This window comes from Bradyrhizobium sp. CCBAU 53351 (genome assembly GCF_015291745.1).
Lineage (GTDB): Bacteria > Pseudomonadota > Alphaproteobacteria > Rhizobiales > Xanthobacteraceae > Bradyrhizobium.
The window spans coordinates 3,653,398-3,666,498 of record NZ_CP030059.1; the positions used below are offsets into that span (position 1 = coordinate 3,653,398).

The 13,101-nt window shown below is 64.3% G+C and carries 12 protein-coding genes; 3 read left to right on the forward strand and 9 right to left on the reverse strand.

What is annotated here, in order from left to right:
* Positions 1–267 precede the first annotated feature (267 nt).
* Positions 268–420 carry a hypothetical protein gene (locus tag XH83_RS17130; protein ID WP_194408087.1) on the forward strand — a complete coding sequence of 51 codons (153 nt, stop codon included), beginning with the start codon at positions 268–270 and terminating at the stop codon, positions 418–420.
* A 77-nt stretch (positions 421–497) separates the two neighbouring features.
* On the opposite strand, the gene XH83_RS17135 is transcribed toward XH83_RS17130, so the two are convergent.
* From XH83_RS17135 to pxpB, 3 genes are read right to left on the reverse strand one after another with little or no spacing between them, the layout of a single operon-like run.
* Positions 498–1,268 (reverse strand): LamB/YcsF family protein, encoded by a 771-nt coding sequence (locus XH83_RS17135; protein ID WP_194408088.1) that lies wholly within the window; start codon positions 1,266–1,268, stop codon positions 498–500.
* Between the two features lie 34 nt (positions 1,269–1,302).
* Positions 1,303–2,340: a biotin-dependent carboxyltransferase family protein gene (locus XH83_RS17140; protein ID WP_194408089.1), complete on the reverse strand. Its 1,038-nt coding sequence runs from the start codon at positions 2,338–2,340 to the stop codon at positions 1,303–1,305.
* Entirely contained in the window at positions 2,337–3,068 is a 732-nt protein-coding gene (gene pxpB, locus XH83_RS17145; RefSeq protein WP_194408090.1) for a 5-oxoprolinase subunit PxpB, read from the reverse strand. Before pxpB ends, XH83_RS17140 begins: the two co-directional genes overlap by 4 nt.
* A 256-nt stretch (positions 3,069–3,324) precedes the next feature.
* Here pxpB and XH83_RS17150 point away from each other — a divergent pair, with 256 nt between their 5' ends.
* Positions 3,325–4,023: a ribonuclease activity regulator RraA gene (locus tag XH83_RS17150; RefSeq protein ID WP_008564879.1), complete on the forward strand. Its 699-nt coding sequence runs from the start codon at positions 3,325–3,327 to the stop codon at positions 4,021–4,023.
* 24 nt (positions 4,024–4,047) lie between these two features.
* The gene (locus XH83_RS17155) at positions 4,048–4,452 is read left to right on the forward strand and encodes a cupin domain-containing protein (protein ID WP_028144578.1); all 405 of its coding nucleotides are present in this window, start codon (positions 4,048–4,050) and stop codon (positions 4,450–4,452) included.
* 140 nt (positions 4,453–4,592) lie between these two features.
* Here XH83_RS17155 and XH83_RS17160 read toward each other — a convergent pair whose 3' ends face one another.
* The 6 genes from XH83_RS17160 to XH83_RS17185 form a co-directional block, all read right to left on the reverse strand.
* Positions 4,593–4,949 carry a hypothetical protein gene (locus tag XH83_RS17160; protein WP_194408091.1) on the reverse strand — a complete coding sequence of 119 codons (357 nt, stop codon included), beginning with the start codon at positions 4,947–4,949 and terminating at the stop codon, positions 4,593–4,595.
* A gap of 144 nt (positions 4,950–5,093) precedes the next feature.
* Positions 5,094–6,335, reverse strand: a complete 1,242-nt coding sequence (locus XH83_RS17165; RefSeq protein ID WP_194408092.1) for a hypothetical protein — start codon at positions 6,333–6,335, stop codon at positions 5,094–5,096.
* Positions 6,336–6,358: 23 nt separating this feature from the next.
* Complete coding sequence (locus XH83_RS17170; RefSeq protein WP_194408093.1) at positions 6,359–7,936, reverse strand: CHAT domain-containing protein; 1,578 nt, start codon at positions 7,934–7,936, stop codon at positions 6,359–6,361.
* Complete coding sequence (locus XH83_RS17175; protein WP_194408094.1) at positions 7,933–10,788, reverse strand: PAS domain-containing protein; 2,856 nt, start codon at positions 10,786–10,788, stop codon at positions 7,933–7,935. Before XH83_RS17175 ends, XH83_RS17170 begins: the two co-directional genes overlap by 4 nt.
* A 380-nt stretch (positions 10,789–11,168) precedes the next feature.
* Entirely contained in the window at positions 11,169–12,032 is an 864-nt protein-coding gene (locus tag XH83_RS17180) for a DUF2147 domain-containing protein (protein ID WP_194408095.1), read from the reverse strand.
* A gap of 259 nt (positions 12,033–12,291) precedes the next feature.
* Positions 12,292–13,071 (reverse strand): transporter substrate-binding domain-containing protein, encoded by a 780-nt coding sequence (locus XH83_RS17185; RefSeq protein ID WP_194408096.1) that lies wholly within the window; start codon positions 13,069–13,071, stop codon positions 12,292–12,294.
* Positions 13,072–13,101 lie beyond the last annotated feature (30 nt).

Genomic DNA, 13,101 nt, shown 5'->3' on the forward strand with positions numbered 1-13,101 from the left:
CACCTCTTCTGTCACGGCCGATGCAGAAGTGGCGGATGACGCCTTCGGCTGATCCTCCCACCGAAAGCTGTCATCCCGCCGCCATCGATCTCGGTTCCAGCTCGGTCGGATCTTAACGAAAAAGATTCTTGGAACCGGCGCTTGGAAAGAATTTGCACCTGCAAGAGGGCTTTTGGAGAGAACCCTCATCGCTATTTGCTCGGAAGTCTTGCCTGATACCCCGGTTGATCCCTCATAATCCCGCAAATGGGGCGTTGGAGATCGACCATGCGCGAACTATCGGCGGAAGCCAGGTTGCACTTTTACGCGCGCTCGCTCTCGCGGCAGACCAGAGCGAGCGCCCATCATCTGGCGCTCTACAGCGCGTTTGCGGTTATCGCGGCCATCGTGCTCGGGTCGTTGTCGGTGCACCCGTTTTAGGATGTCGTTCCGGGGCGGCGAAGCCGAACCTCGAGATTCCGGGTCTGATGCTGCGGATCATCCCGGGATGACCATCATCACGCCCCGCGCTTGAACGGCGCGACCTCGATCCCCGCATCCTTCAACGCCTGACGCAAGGTCCGCGCGATCTCGACGGCGCCGTGGGTGTCGCCATGGATGCATACCGTGTCCGTGCGCATCTTGATGACCTTGCCCGTCACCGAGACCACTGCGCCGTCCTGCACCATGCGCACCACGCGCTCGGCAATCGCCTTGGCATCATGCAGCACCGCGCCGGGCTTCTTGCGCGAGACGAGGTTGCCGTCGTCCTCATAGGCGCGGTCGGCGAACACCTCGTGCACCATCGGCAAATTGGCGTCCTCGCCGGCCTTCAACAGCTTGGAATTGGCGAGCACGACGAAGATCAGGCTGGGGTCGACCGCTTTGATCCCCGCGGCGATCGCCTTCGCGGTCATGTCGTCCTCGCAGGCGACGTTGGAGAGCGCGCCATGCGCCTTGACATGCGTGACCTTGTGCCCGGCCGCGGTCGCGATCGCCTGCAGCGCGCCGATCTGGTAGGCGACGAGGTTCTCGATCTCGGAGGCTTTGAGGCCCGCGATCGGATGCCGGCCGAACCCATGCAGGTCGCGATAGCCGGGATGCGCGCCGACCGAGACGCCCCGCGCCTTCGCAAGCTCAACCGTCCGCCGCATGATGTCGGGATCGCCGGCGTGGAAGCCGCAGGCGACGTTGACCGAGCTTGCGAGCTCGATCATCGCGGCGTCGTTGCCCATCTCCCACGCGCCAAAACCTTCGCCGAGGTCGCAATTGAGATCGATCGTCTTCATGGGTGCTCTCCGCCTTCCGGTCTTGATGTTACGCTTAAGGCTCCGCGGTGACCTGCCAGGTGCCGGCATCGATCGCGTTCACCGCATGGCCGGCAACGTTGGCATCGCTGAGCGCCTCGATATTCAGCGCGACGCTGTCGGAGGAGCGCAGGCGATCGGGCAGGGTGCGGATCAATTGCGCGAACTTCTTCGCCTCGTCCTGTGCTTCGATCATGCTGACGGCCTTGAAGCGAAACGCCGTTCCTGCCGAGGTCTGTGCGAGGCGGCCGACATCGGCCGTGATGATGGTGGCGATCTTCGGATAGCCGCCGGAGGTGCCGCGGTCCATCATCAGCGCGATCGGCGCGCCGTTGCCGGGGACCTGGATGCTGCCGTTGACGGTGCCGTCGGAGACGATGTTGTGGCCGTGCAGATGCTTGATGGCGGGGCCTTCCAGTCGGTAACCCATGCGATCGGAGGTCGCCGATATCTTCCACTCGCTGTCCAGGAACAGCGCCTTGTTGGCATCGTCGAACTCGTCGTCCTGCGGCCCCAGCAGAATACGGATCGGGCCGCTCACGGGCTTCGGCAATTCGATGCGCATCTCGCCCGCGCCGCTCGCGGCATGGACGCTGAATTCGTCGCCGGCCTGGAGCGGGCGCGGGTAGGGGCTGCCGAGGCCGGCGCGGGCATTCACCGCGAGACTGCCGAACACCAGTTCGCCCGTGATGGCGCCTTCGATCGCCAGATAAGTGAAGGCGCCGCCGCGGGCAAAGCCCAGCGTCAGCGTCTCGCCGTCCTTCAGCGTCACCGAACTGTCCATGGCAACGGGGTTTCCGGCGACATCCGCGTTGCGCGGCGCGCCTGAAATGGCGACGCGCACGGCGCCGTCGCGGGCGGTGAAGGCGGCGCCGAACGGTCCGATCTCGACGGCAGCCGCGAACGGTTCGTTGCCGACGAGCGTGTTCGCCGCAGCCAGCGACAGCCGATCCATCGCGCCGCTGACTGTCAAGCCATAGCGCTGCGCGCCGAAGCGGCCGCCGTCCTGGACGGAGCTTGCCGGGCCGATGCTGGCGACGACGAGCCGGCTCATGCGACCACCTGCTCGGCGACGAGCTCGCCGGCCTCCGCGGCGCGATCCAGCTCCTCGAAGGTCTTGTGGTCGATGGCGAAGAACGTCACGCGATCACCGGGTTCGGTCAGGAACGTCGGGTTGCGATGGAGCTGATAGGTTCGCACCGGTGTGCGGCCGAGCAGATGCCAGCCACTGGGGGCGGCGAGGCACTGGATGCCGGCCTGGACGCCGCCGATCGAGATCGTGCCGGCAGGCGTCAGCAGCCGCGGATTTTGCCGCCGCGACATGTGCAGCGATTTGTCGAGGCCGCTGAGATAGGACCAGCCCGGCGTGAAGCCGATCATGGCCACCTTGTAGTCGCCGCCGGCATGCCGGGCGACGATGTCATCAGGCGTGGTGCTCAGCGCCTTGGCGACATCCTCGAGGTCGATGCCGTACTCGCCGCCATAGGCGACGGGAATGCGCCAGCGGCGCGCCTTGGTCACCGGCGGCGGCGGCTGGATTGCAATTGGCAGCAGCTTCTCGCCAAGCGCGTCGAAGCCGATCTTGCAGGGGTCGTAATGCACCAGCAGCGAGCGATAGGTCGGCACGGTCTCGGTGATGCCGTCGATGGGGCTTGCAGCCAGCGCCTTGTCCAGCGCCAGCACGCGCTGGTTCGCATCCTCGTCGATGGTGCGGCTGAACTCGACCGTGACGGCGCTGTCGCCACTGGGCAGAAGGCGGGGCGGGGGAAGCGTCGCGGCCATTGGGCTGTCGAAGAGCTGTCGAAATCGGGCTGGAAAGCGCGGGCTCGACCTTGAGTTCCGCGTCACCCCTGCTTCGCGTAAATGCGCCCGCAAGTCCAATAAATTAATGCAGGGGGAGGCGATAAAGCCTTGTTATCGCGTCGCATAAAGGCCCATCGGCCCTGCGTAATTGCTAGCCTCTTGGCCCTTGACGCAAGGGCTGCGGCTCGCAAGATGCGCGCGTTCTTTCCCGCACCTCCGGAGCTCTGCTGTTTCCATGTCGCTGTCCCCCGAAGCCCGCAAGACCCTCGCCGGCATCACCACTGCCACCATCACCACGGTCCTGCTGAAGAAGGGCCTGCGCAATGTGTGGATGCGCGGAGCGCGGCCGCTGCGCCCCGGGCTGCCGCGGCTGGTGGGACCGGCCTTCACACTGCGCTTCGTGCCGGCGCGCGAGGACCTGGCGACGCCGGAATCCTGGTCCTCGCCGATCTCCACCCGCACCGCGATCGAGGCGATGCCCGACGGCTGCATCGCCGTGGTCGACGCCATGGGCATCACCGATGCCGGCATCTTCGGCGACATCCTCTGCGCCCGCATGGTCAAGCGCGGCGTCACCGCGCTTGTCACCGACGGCGTGGTGCGTGACGTCGAGGGCGTGCTCGGCACCAATCTGCCGGTGTGGTGCGACGGCTATGCCGCGCCGCCGTCAGTTGCGGGCCTGACTTTCGTCGGCTGGGGCGAGCCGATCGGCTGCGGCGGCGTTGCCGTGTTTCCCAACGACATCGTGGTCGCCGACCAGGACGGCTGCGTGCTGATCCCGCAGGCAATGCTCGACCACGTGCTCAACGAGGGCGTCGAGCAGGAGCGCATGGAAGCCTGGATCGTCAACGAGGTGAACAACGGCGCGGTGCTGCCGGGCCTCTATCCCATGAACGCCGAGACCAAGGCGCGCTACGCCGCCAGCAAGAAGTAACCGGGAAGCAAGCGAGGTAATCCCATGGAGATCACTGTTGCAGGCACGCGGCCGACCCGCCGCGCGCCCAAGGAAAACTTCACCGGCACCGTATGGCAGGACCCCGTGATCATGGCGCCCGCGCCGGCACGGCTGAACTGCTCGCGCGTCGCCTTCGAGCCGGGTGCCCGCACCAATTGGCACCATCATCCGCTGGGACAGACGCTCTACGTGATTTCGGGCGTCGGCCGCGTCCAGACCAAGGGCGGTCCGGTCAGGGAGATCCGCCCCGGCGACACCGTCTGGATTCCGCCGGGCGAATTGCACTGGCACGGCGCCTCGCCGACCAACGGCATGTGCCACATTGCCATGCAGGAAGCGCTCGACGGAGTCTACTCGACGTGGCTCGAGCCCGTCACGGACGCAGAGTACGGCGCCGCGCTGGGCTAATTCGCGGGCCCCGGACAAGACGCATCACCTGAAGGCGATGCTTCGCTGAGCCGGGCCCAGAGATTTTAGCGACCAAAAGATGCTGGGTCCCGGCTCTGCGCAGCAGCGCCAACGCGCTCAGCGCGTCCGGGACGCAGCGACTACATCCTCTCCGCCGTCCACGTGCCCGTGCACAGCGCGCCGCGCCACGTACCGGAGCCCGAGGTCCCGCTGAGGCGGCCGAAGCCGACGGCGCGCTTGATGCCCGTGCTCAAGGTGACGTTGATGCTGCCGGCGTCGGCCACGCGGCCCGATGCCGTCACCGCCGCGCTCGTCGATGCGATCTGCCCGTTGTTGATACCGATCGCGACGGTGGCGCCGTTGCCGCAGGTCTCGCTCGAGGACGAGATCCGCACATTCCAGGCGCCGTCGAAGCTGGTCGATGCCGCATTCGCCTGGCCGCAGAGCAGGGTGACGGCGCAGATCGTGGCGAAGATACCTTTGTAGAGATGTCTCATGACACGCCCCATTGGCTGAACCTGCCGGGCATCGTGTCACGACACGGAAGGGACCGATGTGAGGGGTGTCACGCATGCGGTGCCAGCGCCCGCGTCCGGACGCCGTCTCATCAGCCAGGCAGAGCCTCGAAAGGCTCGTTCACCTCACTGTCTTGCTGTCACGGCACGATTGATCACGCGCGCCAGTGAGACGGCGGAGTCCGTACCGACCGGGGCGGCCTTGCCGATCGTCTTTCGCAGTGCGAAGGCCTCGGACGCAAACAGCCTGTCCGGGTCCTCCGGGGCGTCCTTGATACCGGTGAGCAGGCGGACCTGCATGCCCTTCAGAAGCTCCGTCACGGCCGGTTTGGCGGTCGCCTTGTCGGCGGCGTCGGCCAGAAGAGCCTCCTGCCAGCCGCGGTGGGCATTCTTCGGCGTCACGCGCTCCACGAGCTTGTCGTAGCTGGTCTGGTAGGCGCCAATGGCGACGAGACGATCGTTCTCGGCAAGTTCCGGCGATGTGATCACCTCGGACCGCAGAGCCAGCATCTGCTCGTCCGCATGCTCCAACTCACGCTTCATGATGCTGCTTGCAACACCCTGCCAGTGTCGATGAAATCCGAGCTGGGTGAGGGGATTGATCGTATCAGGCCCCTCGGGCAGCAGGCTGGCCGTGAACTCGATGGCCAGGAGGCAATAGTCCAATCCGGAGACACGTTGGCCGTCGAGCAGCAATCTGTCGTCGGTCACCACCAGCCGCTTGGCAACCGCCTCGTCGAGATCGGAGCCGGCAACCAGGAGATAGCCGCTGCGGCCGAGCGCATTGCCGTCGGCATACGAGAACAAGGGCGTGACGATGTTGAGCGCGAACAGGCCGGCGACCCGGTCGTAGATCTTTTCAGCCACGCGCAACCCCTCGGAAACACCCGGCGCGAGCCCGGTCTGCGTGGTCAGGTCGGCGGCCAATTGCAGGACCTGCTGCGCGACGTCGTGAAAGGGAAGGCGGAACAGGCCGACGAACAGTGACAGATTGTCCTGCTTCATGGGCGCGCGCCTGACGGCGTAGATATTCTTGAAATCGACATAGCCTGGAGCGGCGCCGGCCGCCTTCAGCTGGGCGGCGATCTCGTCATTGCTCAAGATCGTGGGCCGGCGCTGGCGCCCGTCGCCGAAGCTGAACTCGGTGAGCACGACGCCGAGCGGAAGGAACGAGCTGAAGAACTTGCCGCCTTCCCGCAAGCCCATTTCGACCATGCGCACCCCGAAGTAGCTCGCTTCGGGCACGAAGGTCTGTCCAGCCGTCATTGCATTGCCGCCGCCCGAAGCGACGTAGCCGACATAGGGGCGCCGCAGCTCGCGGCTCGCCCAATGCTCCACGACGTTCTTGAGTGTGGTCCAGACGGTCATGACAATCATCCACTACGAGCGGTTCACAGGCAGCGTGCTGCCCAATCGGTCGACTGCGCCAGCAGGATCGGCGAGAGCCAGATCGGGCTTTCCTCGTCGTAGTTCAGGCTTTCCCACGATGCGCGGCACGCCTTCCGGAACGCGACGCAAACCGACCGCGTCTTGTGGAGTTCGTCATAGAACTCCTTGGCGAACTGCGGCGCGCGTTCGTCCTCCACGTTCCATCGGAAGCCCAACGCATAGGGGATTCCGTTCATCACCAATTGCTGAACGCAGCCCTTCGAGATGCCACGGCAGGCCGAGAGGTAGACCAGCGTCGTTGCTGACAGGCCGTCGGAGGCCGCCACCCTATCGAGTTTCAGGCCGATCGCCTGCTCCGGCTGCATCCCGGGAAGGACCAGGGTCGCGGTCTGCTGGCCATCGCTGAAGGCGTGACCGGCATAGTGCAGAATGGTCGGCCGGAATGCGTCGAGCTGCTTCAGCAAATAGGCGGCCGCCTCGCCCGGAGGGGCATCCGACAGGTTGACGACCTTCAAATCGAAGCAGCCCGCGGCGCCCAGCTCTTCCACGTGCTTCAGCTCGATGTCGATATTGCCGAGCTTGTCGAATCTCTTGCCGGCGCAAATCGCGCTGTCGAGTTTCATATCGGGATGCTCGCCGATCTGCGAACGCACGAACATCAGTTTTGCGCCCGGCTTGATCCGCGCTCGCTCGCTGGCCCTTCCACGGACGAACGAGGGAATGCGCCGGACAATCGGCGCATAGAGAAGCACGAATGGTCCGTTTTCCTCCGAAAGATATCGGACGCTCGCCTCGAAGGGCACCGGGTAGAAGCCTGCGTCGCTGATGACAAATCGGAACGACAATCCCACCAGTCCACCCGCGGACTTCTCGATCTGCGAGAACAGATGTTCGCCGATCGCTTTGACGACGAAGCTCTTGAACAGGCGTGTTCCGACGTCGCGCGTCTGGCCGAGCCAATTGTTCGGCGGCATCTCATCGCGCGCATAGGCCAGAGCTGCAGACTTGAGGTCATCGAGATCGCTGATGGTGTTCCAGCGAAGCATCGAGCAGCCGTCTTCACCCGTTCCGAGCCGGCATTCCACCCTGGCGCTGTGGATTTCGATCTCAACCACCCGGAATGCGCCCGGAATGGCGTTCGTCTCGTCGGGGCGACCGGTGAGCATCGCAATGAACGGGCGCAGGATCCGGTGGCGGTGCAGCTGCAGGGCGTCCATCGGCAGGATCAGCGCATTGCCGGCGGCTCTGCACTCTTCCTCCAGGTCCGCGCAGGTCCCGAACGAGGGGGCGACCATCAGCACGGAGGTGTGCGGGTCCTGTGCCAAAACCACGGTGTTGAGCAAGTGCTTTGCACCGAGAGTCGTGCGTGTGTCGTAGCCTGCGCTCGGATCGATCGGCAACCGGGCATCGAGCACGAGCAGTTCGGTCTCGTTCGCGATGAGCCACTCGCTCGTCTGCGCCGGGGTCATCAGGGGCTTGTCGTACAAGTGCTCCGGGGCCACGCCTGCCGCGAGCAGATGTCCCCGCAGGGTTTCGAACATGTTTGGCTCGGCGGTGGCGATCGCAATCTTGGCTGTCATGCCGGTGCCTCCTGCGCGCACAATGGCAGTTCGAACTCGAATCCCGTGCCGTCCAGCTCGGCCAGGGTACCGTCGTGCTGCTCGACGGTCTTGCGTATCGCCTCGACCGCGATGCTGGCCATCTGCCGTGCCCGGTGCTGGCTCTGCTCGATCGGGTCCACAGCCGACGGAGCGATGGTGTCGGCAATCGTCGCGGGCAAGCGCATGGATACCGAGAGGCGATGCGGCTGCCGTTCTGAGATCGTCACGGTCAGCTTGTCGTTCGGCGTGATGCGCAACGACAAGAGGGAGCTGAGGGCGGAGCGAAACGCAAAGCTCAACCGCTTCGTCCAGCCCCTGACCAATAGGGTACGTCGGATCGCAATCTCGTCGACGAGGTGGATGGCCTCACGATCCTCGACGGGAAGGCCCTCGACCTCCTGATAGAGAAGTTCCAGGACGTCGAACTGTTCGGGCGCTTCCTGCGGGGTCTGCTGAACGACAAGACGCTCGGCCAGGCGCTCGAAGGTCAGATCGGCCCGAAGCAAATGGTTGGCCGCCTGCTCGAGCAGACCGGAGCAGTTTCTCATAAGGTCCGGCTTGCCGAGGAGCGAGGCGGCGCTGCGCAGCAGGCCATCGGCCATCAACAGCGGAGCGCGGGTCTCGCGCGCGACAGCCGTGACGGTTTCCTCCAGATAGCCCCAGTCGCTCTCCCGGCTTTGGTCGGCGAGGCTGGTGAACAGCCAGAGCTGATGACCATAGTCGTCGTTCAACGGCTCGCGATTGGCGAGAACCGTCAGCTCGGTGCGCGGCGCATCTCCGATCGCCAAATGGACCCGCAGCCGGTGCTGGATGCCGGTTTCCGCCAGTTGCACGGAGTCTTCGTCCCGAGCGCCAAATGACGAGAGCTTCTTGTCACGTGCCTGGCCGAAGATGTTGGCCGCGGCACCATTCATGTGGCAGATCGTGCCGACGGCATCCACGATGACGGCTGCCTGCTCGATCCTGTTCATGAGCGCATACTCGATCGCTTCGTGCCAGCGAGCCGCAAAGATCTGTTCGCAGTCGGCGGCAAGCCCGCTTGCCGCGTCCCGATCAGGTCCGCGGAACGCGTTCAGCTCCGACGATTCCATGTCCAGAATGAGCTCGATCTTGCCATTCACGAACAGAGGCACGGTCATGGCAGATCGTTGATCGGGGGCGGTCTGGATGAAGCCGTAATTCCGCTCGGTGTCGCTGATATCAGGAACGACGAGAATGTCCCGCGCGGTCAGGCAGCTGCCGAGCATGCCGCTGGACAGTTCCTGAGTGTATTCGGCCTTGCGGTCGGCCGATTTCACCAAAAGGTTTCTGTCGTTCTTGACGTGCTCGGAAACCAGCACGAACCTGCTGCGCAGGCGATCGACCCGGAACACGCCGACATACTCCCAGCCCAGGCATTTTGTGGTGCCGGTGGCCAGCAGTTCGGCGATGGCGCGCGCACTCGGCGCCTTGTTCAAGTCATCCTTGAGCTTGCGCAAGGCGTGCGCCTGAGCATGTTCCATGGCAGCGTTTGCGGCCTGCAAGATCTCCTCGACGCCGAGATTTTGCAGCGTGCGCAGGTCAGCGGCGGTGTATTTGTGCTTGCGGGACAGCAGAGCCAGCGAGCTTCCGAACCGGCCTCCCGCCTTGCGTATCGGCAGCACGAGCATCGACTCGAACTTGTCGTCGATGATGGCCTTGCTCACCGGATTGTCTTTTTCCTCCGGATTGCGGCTCTCGACGAACCCGGCCAGATCGTTGTCCCACGTCTTGCCCTGCTCGAGCCACTCGATCACGCCAGGCGGCACCTTGAACCAACGTGTGCTCCACTCCCAGCTGGGTCGTGGAGAGATAGTGACGGCTCGCCAATAATCGTTGAGATCGTTGTAGACCCCGAACGTGCTCATTTCGAATGGGATAACCTTGCCGATCGCCTGAAGCGTCGCCTCGATGATCTCTTGCGGATCATCGTGCCCGGCGAGAATCGTCTTGAGCTCGTGACGCGCGCGATCCTCGGCAAGAGGAGCGAACAGCACCAACAACCCTGCCGAGCTGTTCGGTGCTTCCATGTAGGGCGTTCCGCTGACCCTTGCCAGAACGGACCGACCGTCTTTTGGACGGAGCCGGACGAAGCTGGAGAAGCCGGTCTGCTTGGTGATCCATTCGGCGAACAGGTTCGTCGTTCCGTCGTCGTCTGGCCCGAACACGTGAGAGAGCGACATCTCCTTGAGCTCTGATTCCGAGAACCCCAGGACCTGCGCGGCTCGCTCGTTCGCGAACCGGATCTTGCCGGTCAGGTCGGTGCGGAGCACGCCATCCTGCAAGGCATCGAGGCGGCTCTGTTCCGCGCTCTGATCGAGCAGGAGGGCGTAATTGCCCGGTTTGCCGTCTTCGTCGCGCAACGGGCCGATCTCGACTCTGACCTGACGAACCGTTTCGCCGGTCTGGATGTCGGCCCGCAAGCTCGTGTTGTGATTTGCCCGGAGCGCCATGTACACATCGGCCGCACGGGATCCGAACAAGCCGGAGAAGGGAGCGCCGCGTTTGCCGGGAATGAGCTTGTCGAATGCCGCATTGGAATAGACGATGCGACCGTCATTCGCCAGTTCGACGAAGGGAATCTCGCTGTAATGCGCGGCTTCATCAAGCGCGTCATACCGCTCCGACAATACGTTCAGCACGGTATTTTGCGATTGCAGGATTTTGCCGACGGTGTGAGCGTCGAAGCCGAATTCCGAGACGAGCATCCGCGCTTGCTCGTTGACCAGAGGCTGCAGCGCGGTGGTCAGGCTGGTCTGCCGATTTCGGAGCGCGCCGATGACGTGGCGCCTGACGACTTCCTCCGACGTCAACGAGCGAGGGCCCCAGTCACCTGAGACTAGCGATGGTGTCGCACGGAGTTCCTCCATAACAACCTCGCTCGCTTACGCATACCGGCGCCGACAGAGCGTCGAGAAGCGGCTCTTTTCGGTCTACTCATCTCGGCGAAACGGTGCCTACTGCGTAGTATGAAAGTCGCAAATAGTCTGGCGATCAATCCAGACTAGAAGCAACGATCGCGTGCGGAGTATGAAATGGTTCACAATGGAGCCCTTGAATCGAGCAAGCGCACCACATGAGGCTCCGGCTCATCGGCGTGAGATCGCGACTGACATCTGACAGTCGCGTCATCCATTGCAGCGAGAATCGAAAGAAGGTCAGCCGAGCTGTGCCATGTTGGCTTCGGCGCTGCCTAGTTGACCCGTGTCCATGTCTGGCCGCCGCAGAACATGCCGCCGAAGGCGCAGCCCTGCACGCGCAGGCGATCGGTGCCTTTCATCGCGATCGTCGAATCGTAAGTCGAGCCGGAGTTCGGATCGAGGATGCGCCCGGACCACTTCTGGTCCTTGCCGGGCTTCATGTTGATCAGAACCTGCTCGCCGTTCTGGTTCGATTTGCCGTCGACCGAATAGCCGCACAGATTGGTGCCGCATTGCTCGATGCGGACCTTGCCTTCCTTCTCCTCGGTGAGCCAGACGCCGAGCGGTGAATTGAGATCGCGCGTGGGGGCGGCTGCTGGAGCGGGCGGGGCGACGGCAGCGGCCTGAACGGGAGCAGGGGCCGGCGCGGGAGGCGGAGGCGGAGCCGGTGGCGCCGCAGCCACTGCGGGGGCCGGCGGCGGTGCTGCGGCGGGCGCTGCCTGCTGCTCGACTGGCGCAGGTGCCGGAGGAGGCGCGGCCGGCGGCAACACTGCCGTCTCGGCCGGCGCGTTGCTGGCCGTTGCCGCCGCAGGCGGAGCCGGCGGTGGGGCTGCGGCAGCGGGTGCGGGCGCCTGCACGGCGGCGGCGGGCGGTGTGGTGACGGGCGCGGGGGCTGGCGCGGCCGGCGCTTGCGGCTCGACCGTGGCTTGCTGCGGCGGCTGCTGGCCCGGAGACGCCTCGTTCTTCTTAGCCTTCTTGGCCTTGGGCTGGGGGGTGTTGTCGTACACGCCGGGGATTTGCACCGTGCCGCGGTCCGGGTCGATGCGAATGGTGCGCCCGCCATATTCGAAAGTGTACTGCGCCTGCGCAGCGGTGCTCGCCAAAAGGAATGCGGCCGTGGCCAACAGCTTCCTCATTTCCATCTCCTGAACAGGTGGTCCCCGTACCGACGGCTTACGCACCGGCGGCATTCCAAAACGTGATCTAGATCACTGTCACGGTATGAGTCGTCGTCCTGCGGTGTCGGGTTCAATAGGCCAAGGGCCCGTCCAAAGTTTGGCCGGGGCAAGCGACAGGAGGACGCGGCCGGAAGCGCCGTTCCAATGCAATCGGAACGGGATTCCGGCTCATCGCGTCACGGCGTCTGTCCTGACGCGACCGGTCCTTGAGATCGCTCTAATCGAACCAGGCGGCGTAGATCTTCCAGTAGCTGCCGTCCTCCATGGAAATGTGCAGCCACTGGTCGACGAAGGCCTTCAGCGCCATGTCGCGCTGAAGCCAGTAGGCCTTCTCGGAAAAATCGAAGGGTTTTTCCGGATGCACGGCGCACAGCACGCCCTGGTGCTGCTTCTGCTGGTAGCGCGTCTCCGAGGCGTCCGTCATCATGAGATCGGCATTGCCCTTGGCGATCTCGTCGAAAATCACGGTGTTGTCGGGGAAGACGGTGATGTCGGCATCCTTGATGTTGGCGCGTGCGAAGCGCTCGTTGGTGCCGCCGGGATTGACGATGACGCGAGTGCCCTTCTTGTCGATGTCGGCGATGCTCTGGTATTTGCCGACGTCGGCGCAGCGGGCGATCGGCGTCTTGCCCTCGCGCATGATCGGCGTCGAGAAGAAGCCCTTCTTCTGCCGGTCGAGCGTGACCGAGACGCCGCCCATCGCGATGTCGAACTGGTCGGCCTCGAAATCCTTCATCAGCTTCGGCCAGGCGGTCGGCACGAACTCGACCTTGACCCCGAGCGCCTTGCCTAGCGCCTCCGCCATGTCGACGTCGAAGCCGCCGAATTTCTGCGTCGCCTTGTCCAGATAGGTGAAGGGCTTGTAGTCGCCGGTCATGCCGACGCGCAAGGTGCCGCGCTTGACGATCTCATCCAGGCGCGAGGGCGCCTGCTGCGCATGGGCCGAAAGGGTTGCCAGCAGTGCGACGGCCATAGCCAATGCGATTCGAACGATCATCTCTTCTCCACCCCAGCGCAAGCTGTCATT

Bases quoted from the DNA above. Each gene is read 5' to 3' on its own strand.
- XH83_RS17130 (WP_194408087.1), top strand. From the start codon at position 268: ATGCGCGAACTATCGGCGGAAGCCAGGTTGCACTTTTACGCGCGCTCG.
- XH83_RS17135 (WP_194408088.1), bottom strand. From the start codon at position 1,268: ATGAAGACGATCGATCTCAATTGCGACCTCGGCGAAGGTTTTGGCGCG.
- XH83_RS17140 (WP_194408089.1), bottom strand. From the start codon at position 2,340: ATGAGCCGGCTCGTCGTCGCCAGCATCGGCCCGGCAAGCTCCGTCCAG.
- pxpB (WP_194408090.1), bottom strand. From the start codon at position 3,068: ATGGCCGCGACGCTTCCCCCGCCCCGCCTTCTGCCCAGTGGCGACAGC.
- XH83_RS17150 (WP_008564879.1), top strand. From the start codon at position 3,325: ATGTCGCTGTCCCCCGAAGCCCGCAAGACCCTCGCCGGCATCACCACT.
- XH83_RS17155 (WP_028144578.1), top strand. From the start codon at position 4,048: ATGGAGATCACTGTTGCAGGCACGCGGCCGACCCGCCGCGCGCCCAAG.
- XH83_RS17160 (WP_194408091.1), bottom strand. From the start codon at position 4,949: ATGAGACATCTCTACAAAGGTATCTTCGCCACGATCTGCGCCGTCACC.
- XH83_RS17165 (WP_194408092.1), bottom strand. From the start codon at position 6,335: ATGACCGTCTGGACCACACTCAAGAACGTCGTGGAGCATTGGGCGAGC.
- XH83_RS17170 (WP_194408093.1), bottom strand. From the start codon at position 7,936: ATGACAGCCAAGATTGCGATCGCCACCGCCGAGCCAAACATGTTCGAA.
- XH83_RS17180 (WP_194408095.1), bottom strand. From the start codon at position 12,032: ATGAGGAAGCTGTTGGCCACGGCCGCATTCCTTTTGGCGAGCACCGCT.
- XH83_RS17185 (WP_194408096.1), bottom strand. From the start codon at position 13,071: ATGATCGTTCGAATCGCATTGGCTATGGCCGTCGCACTGCTGGCAACC.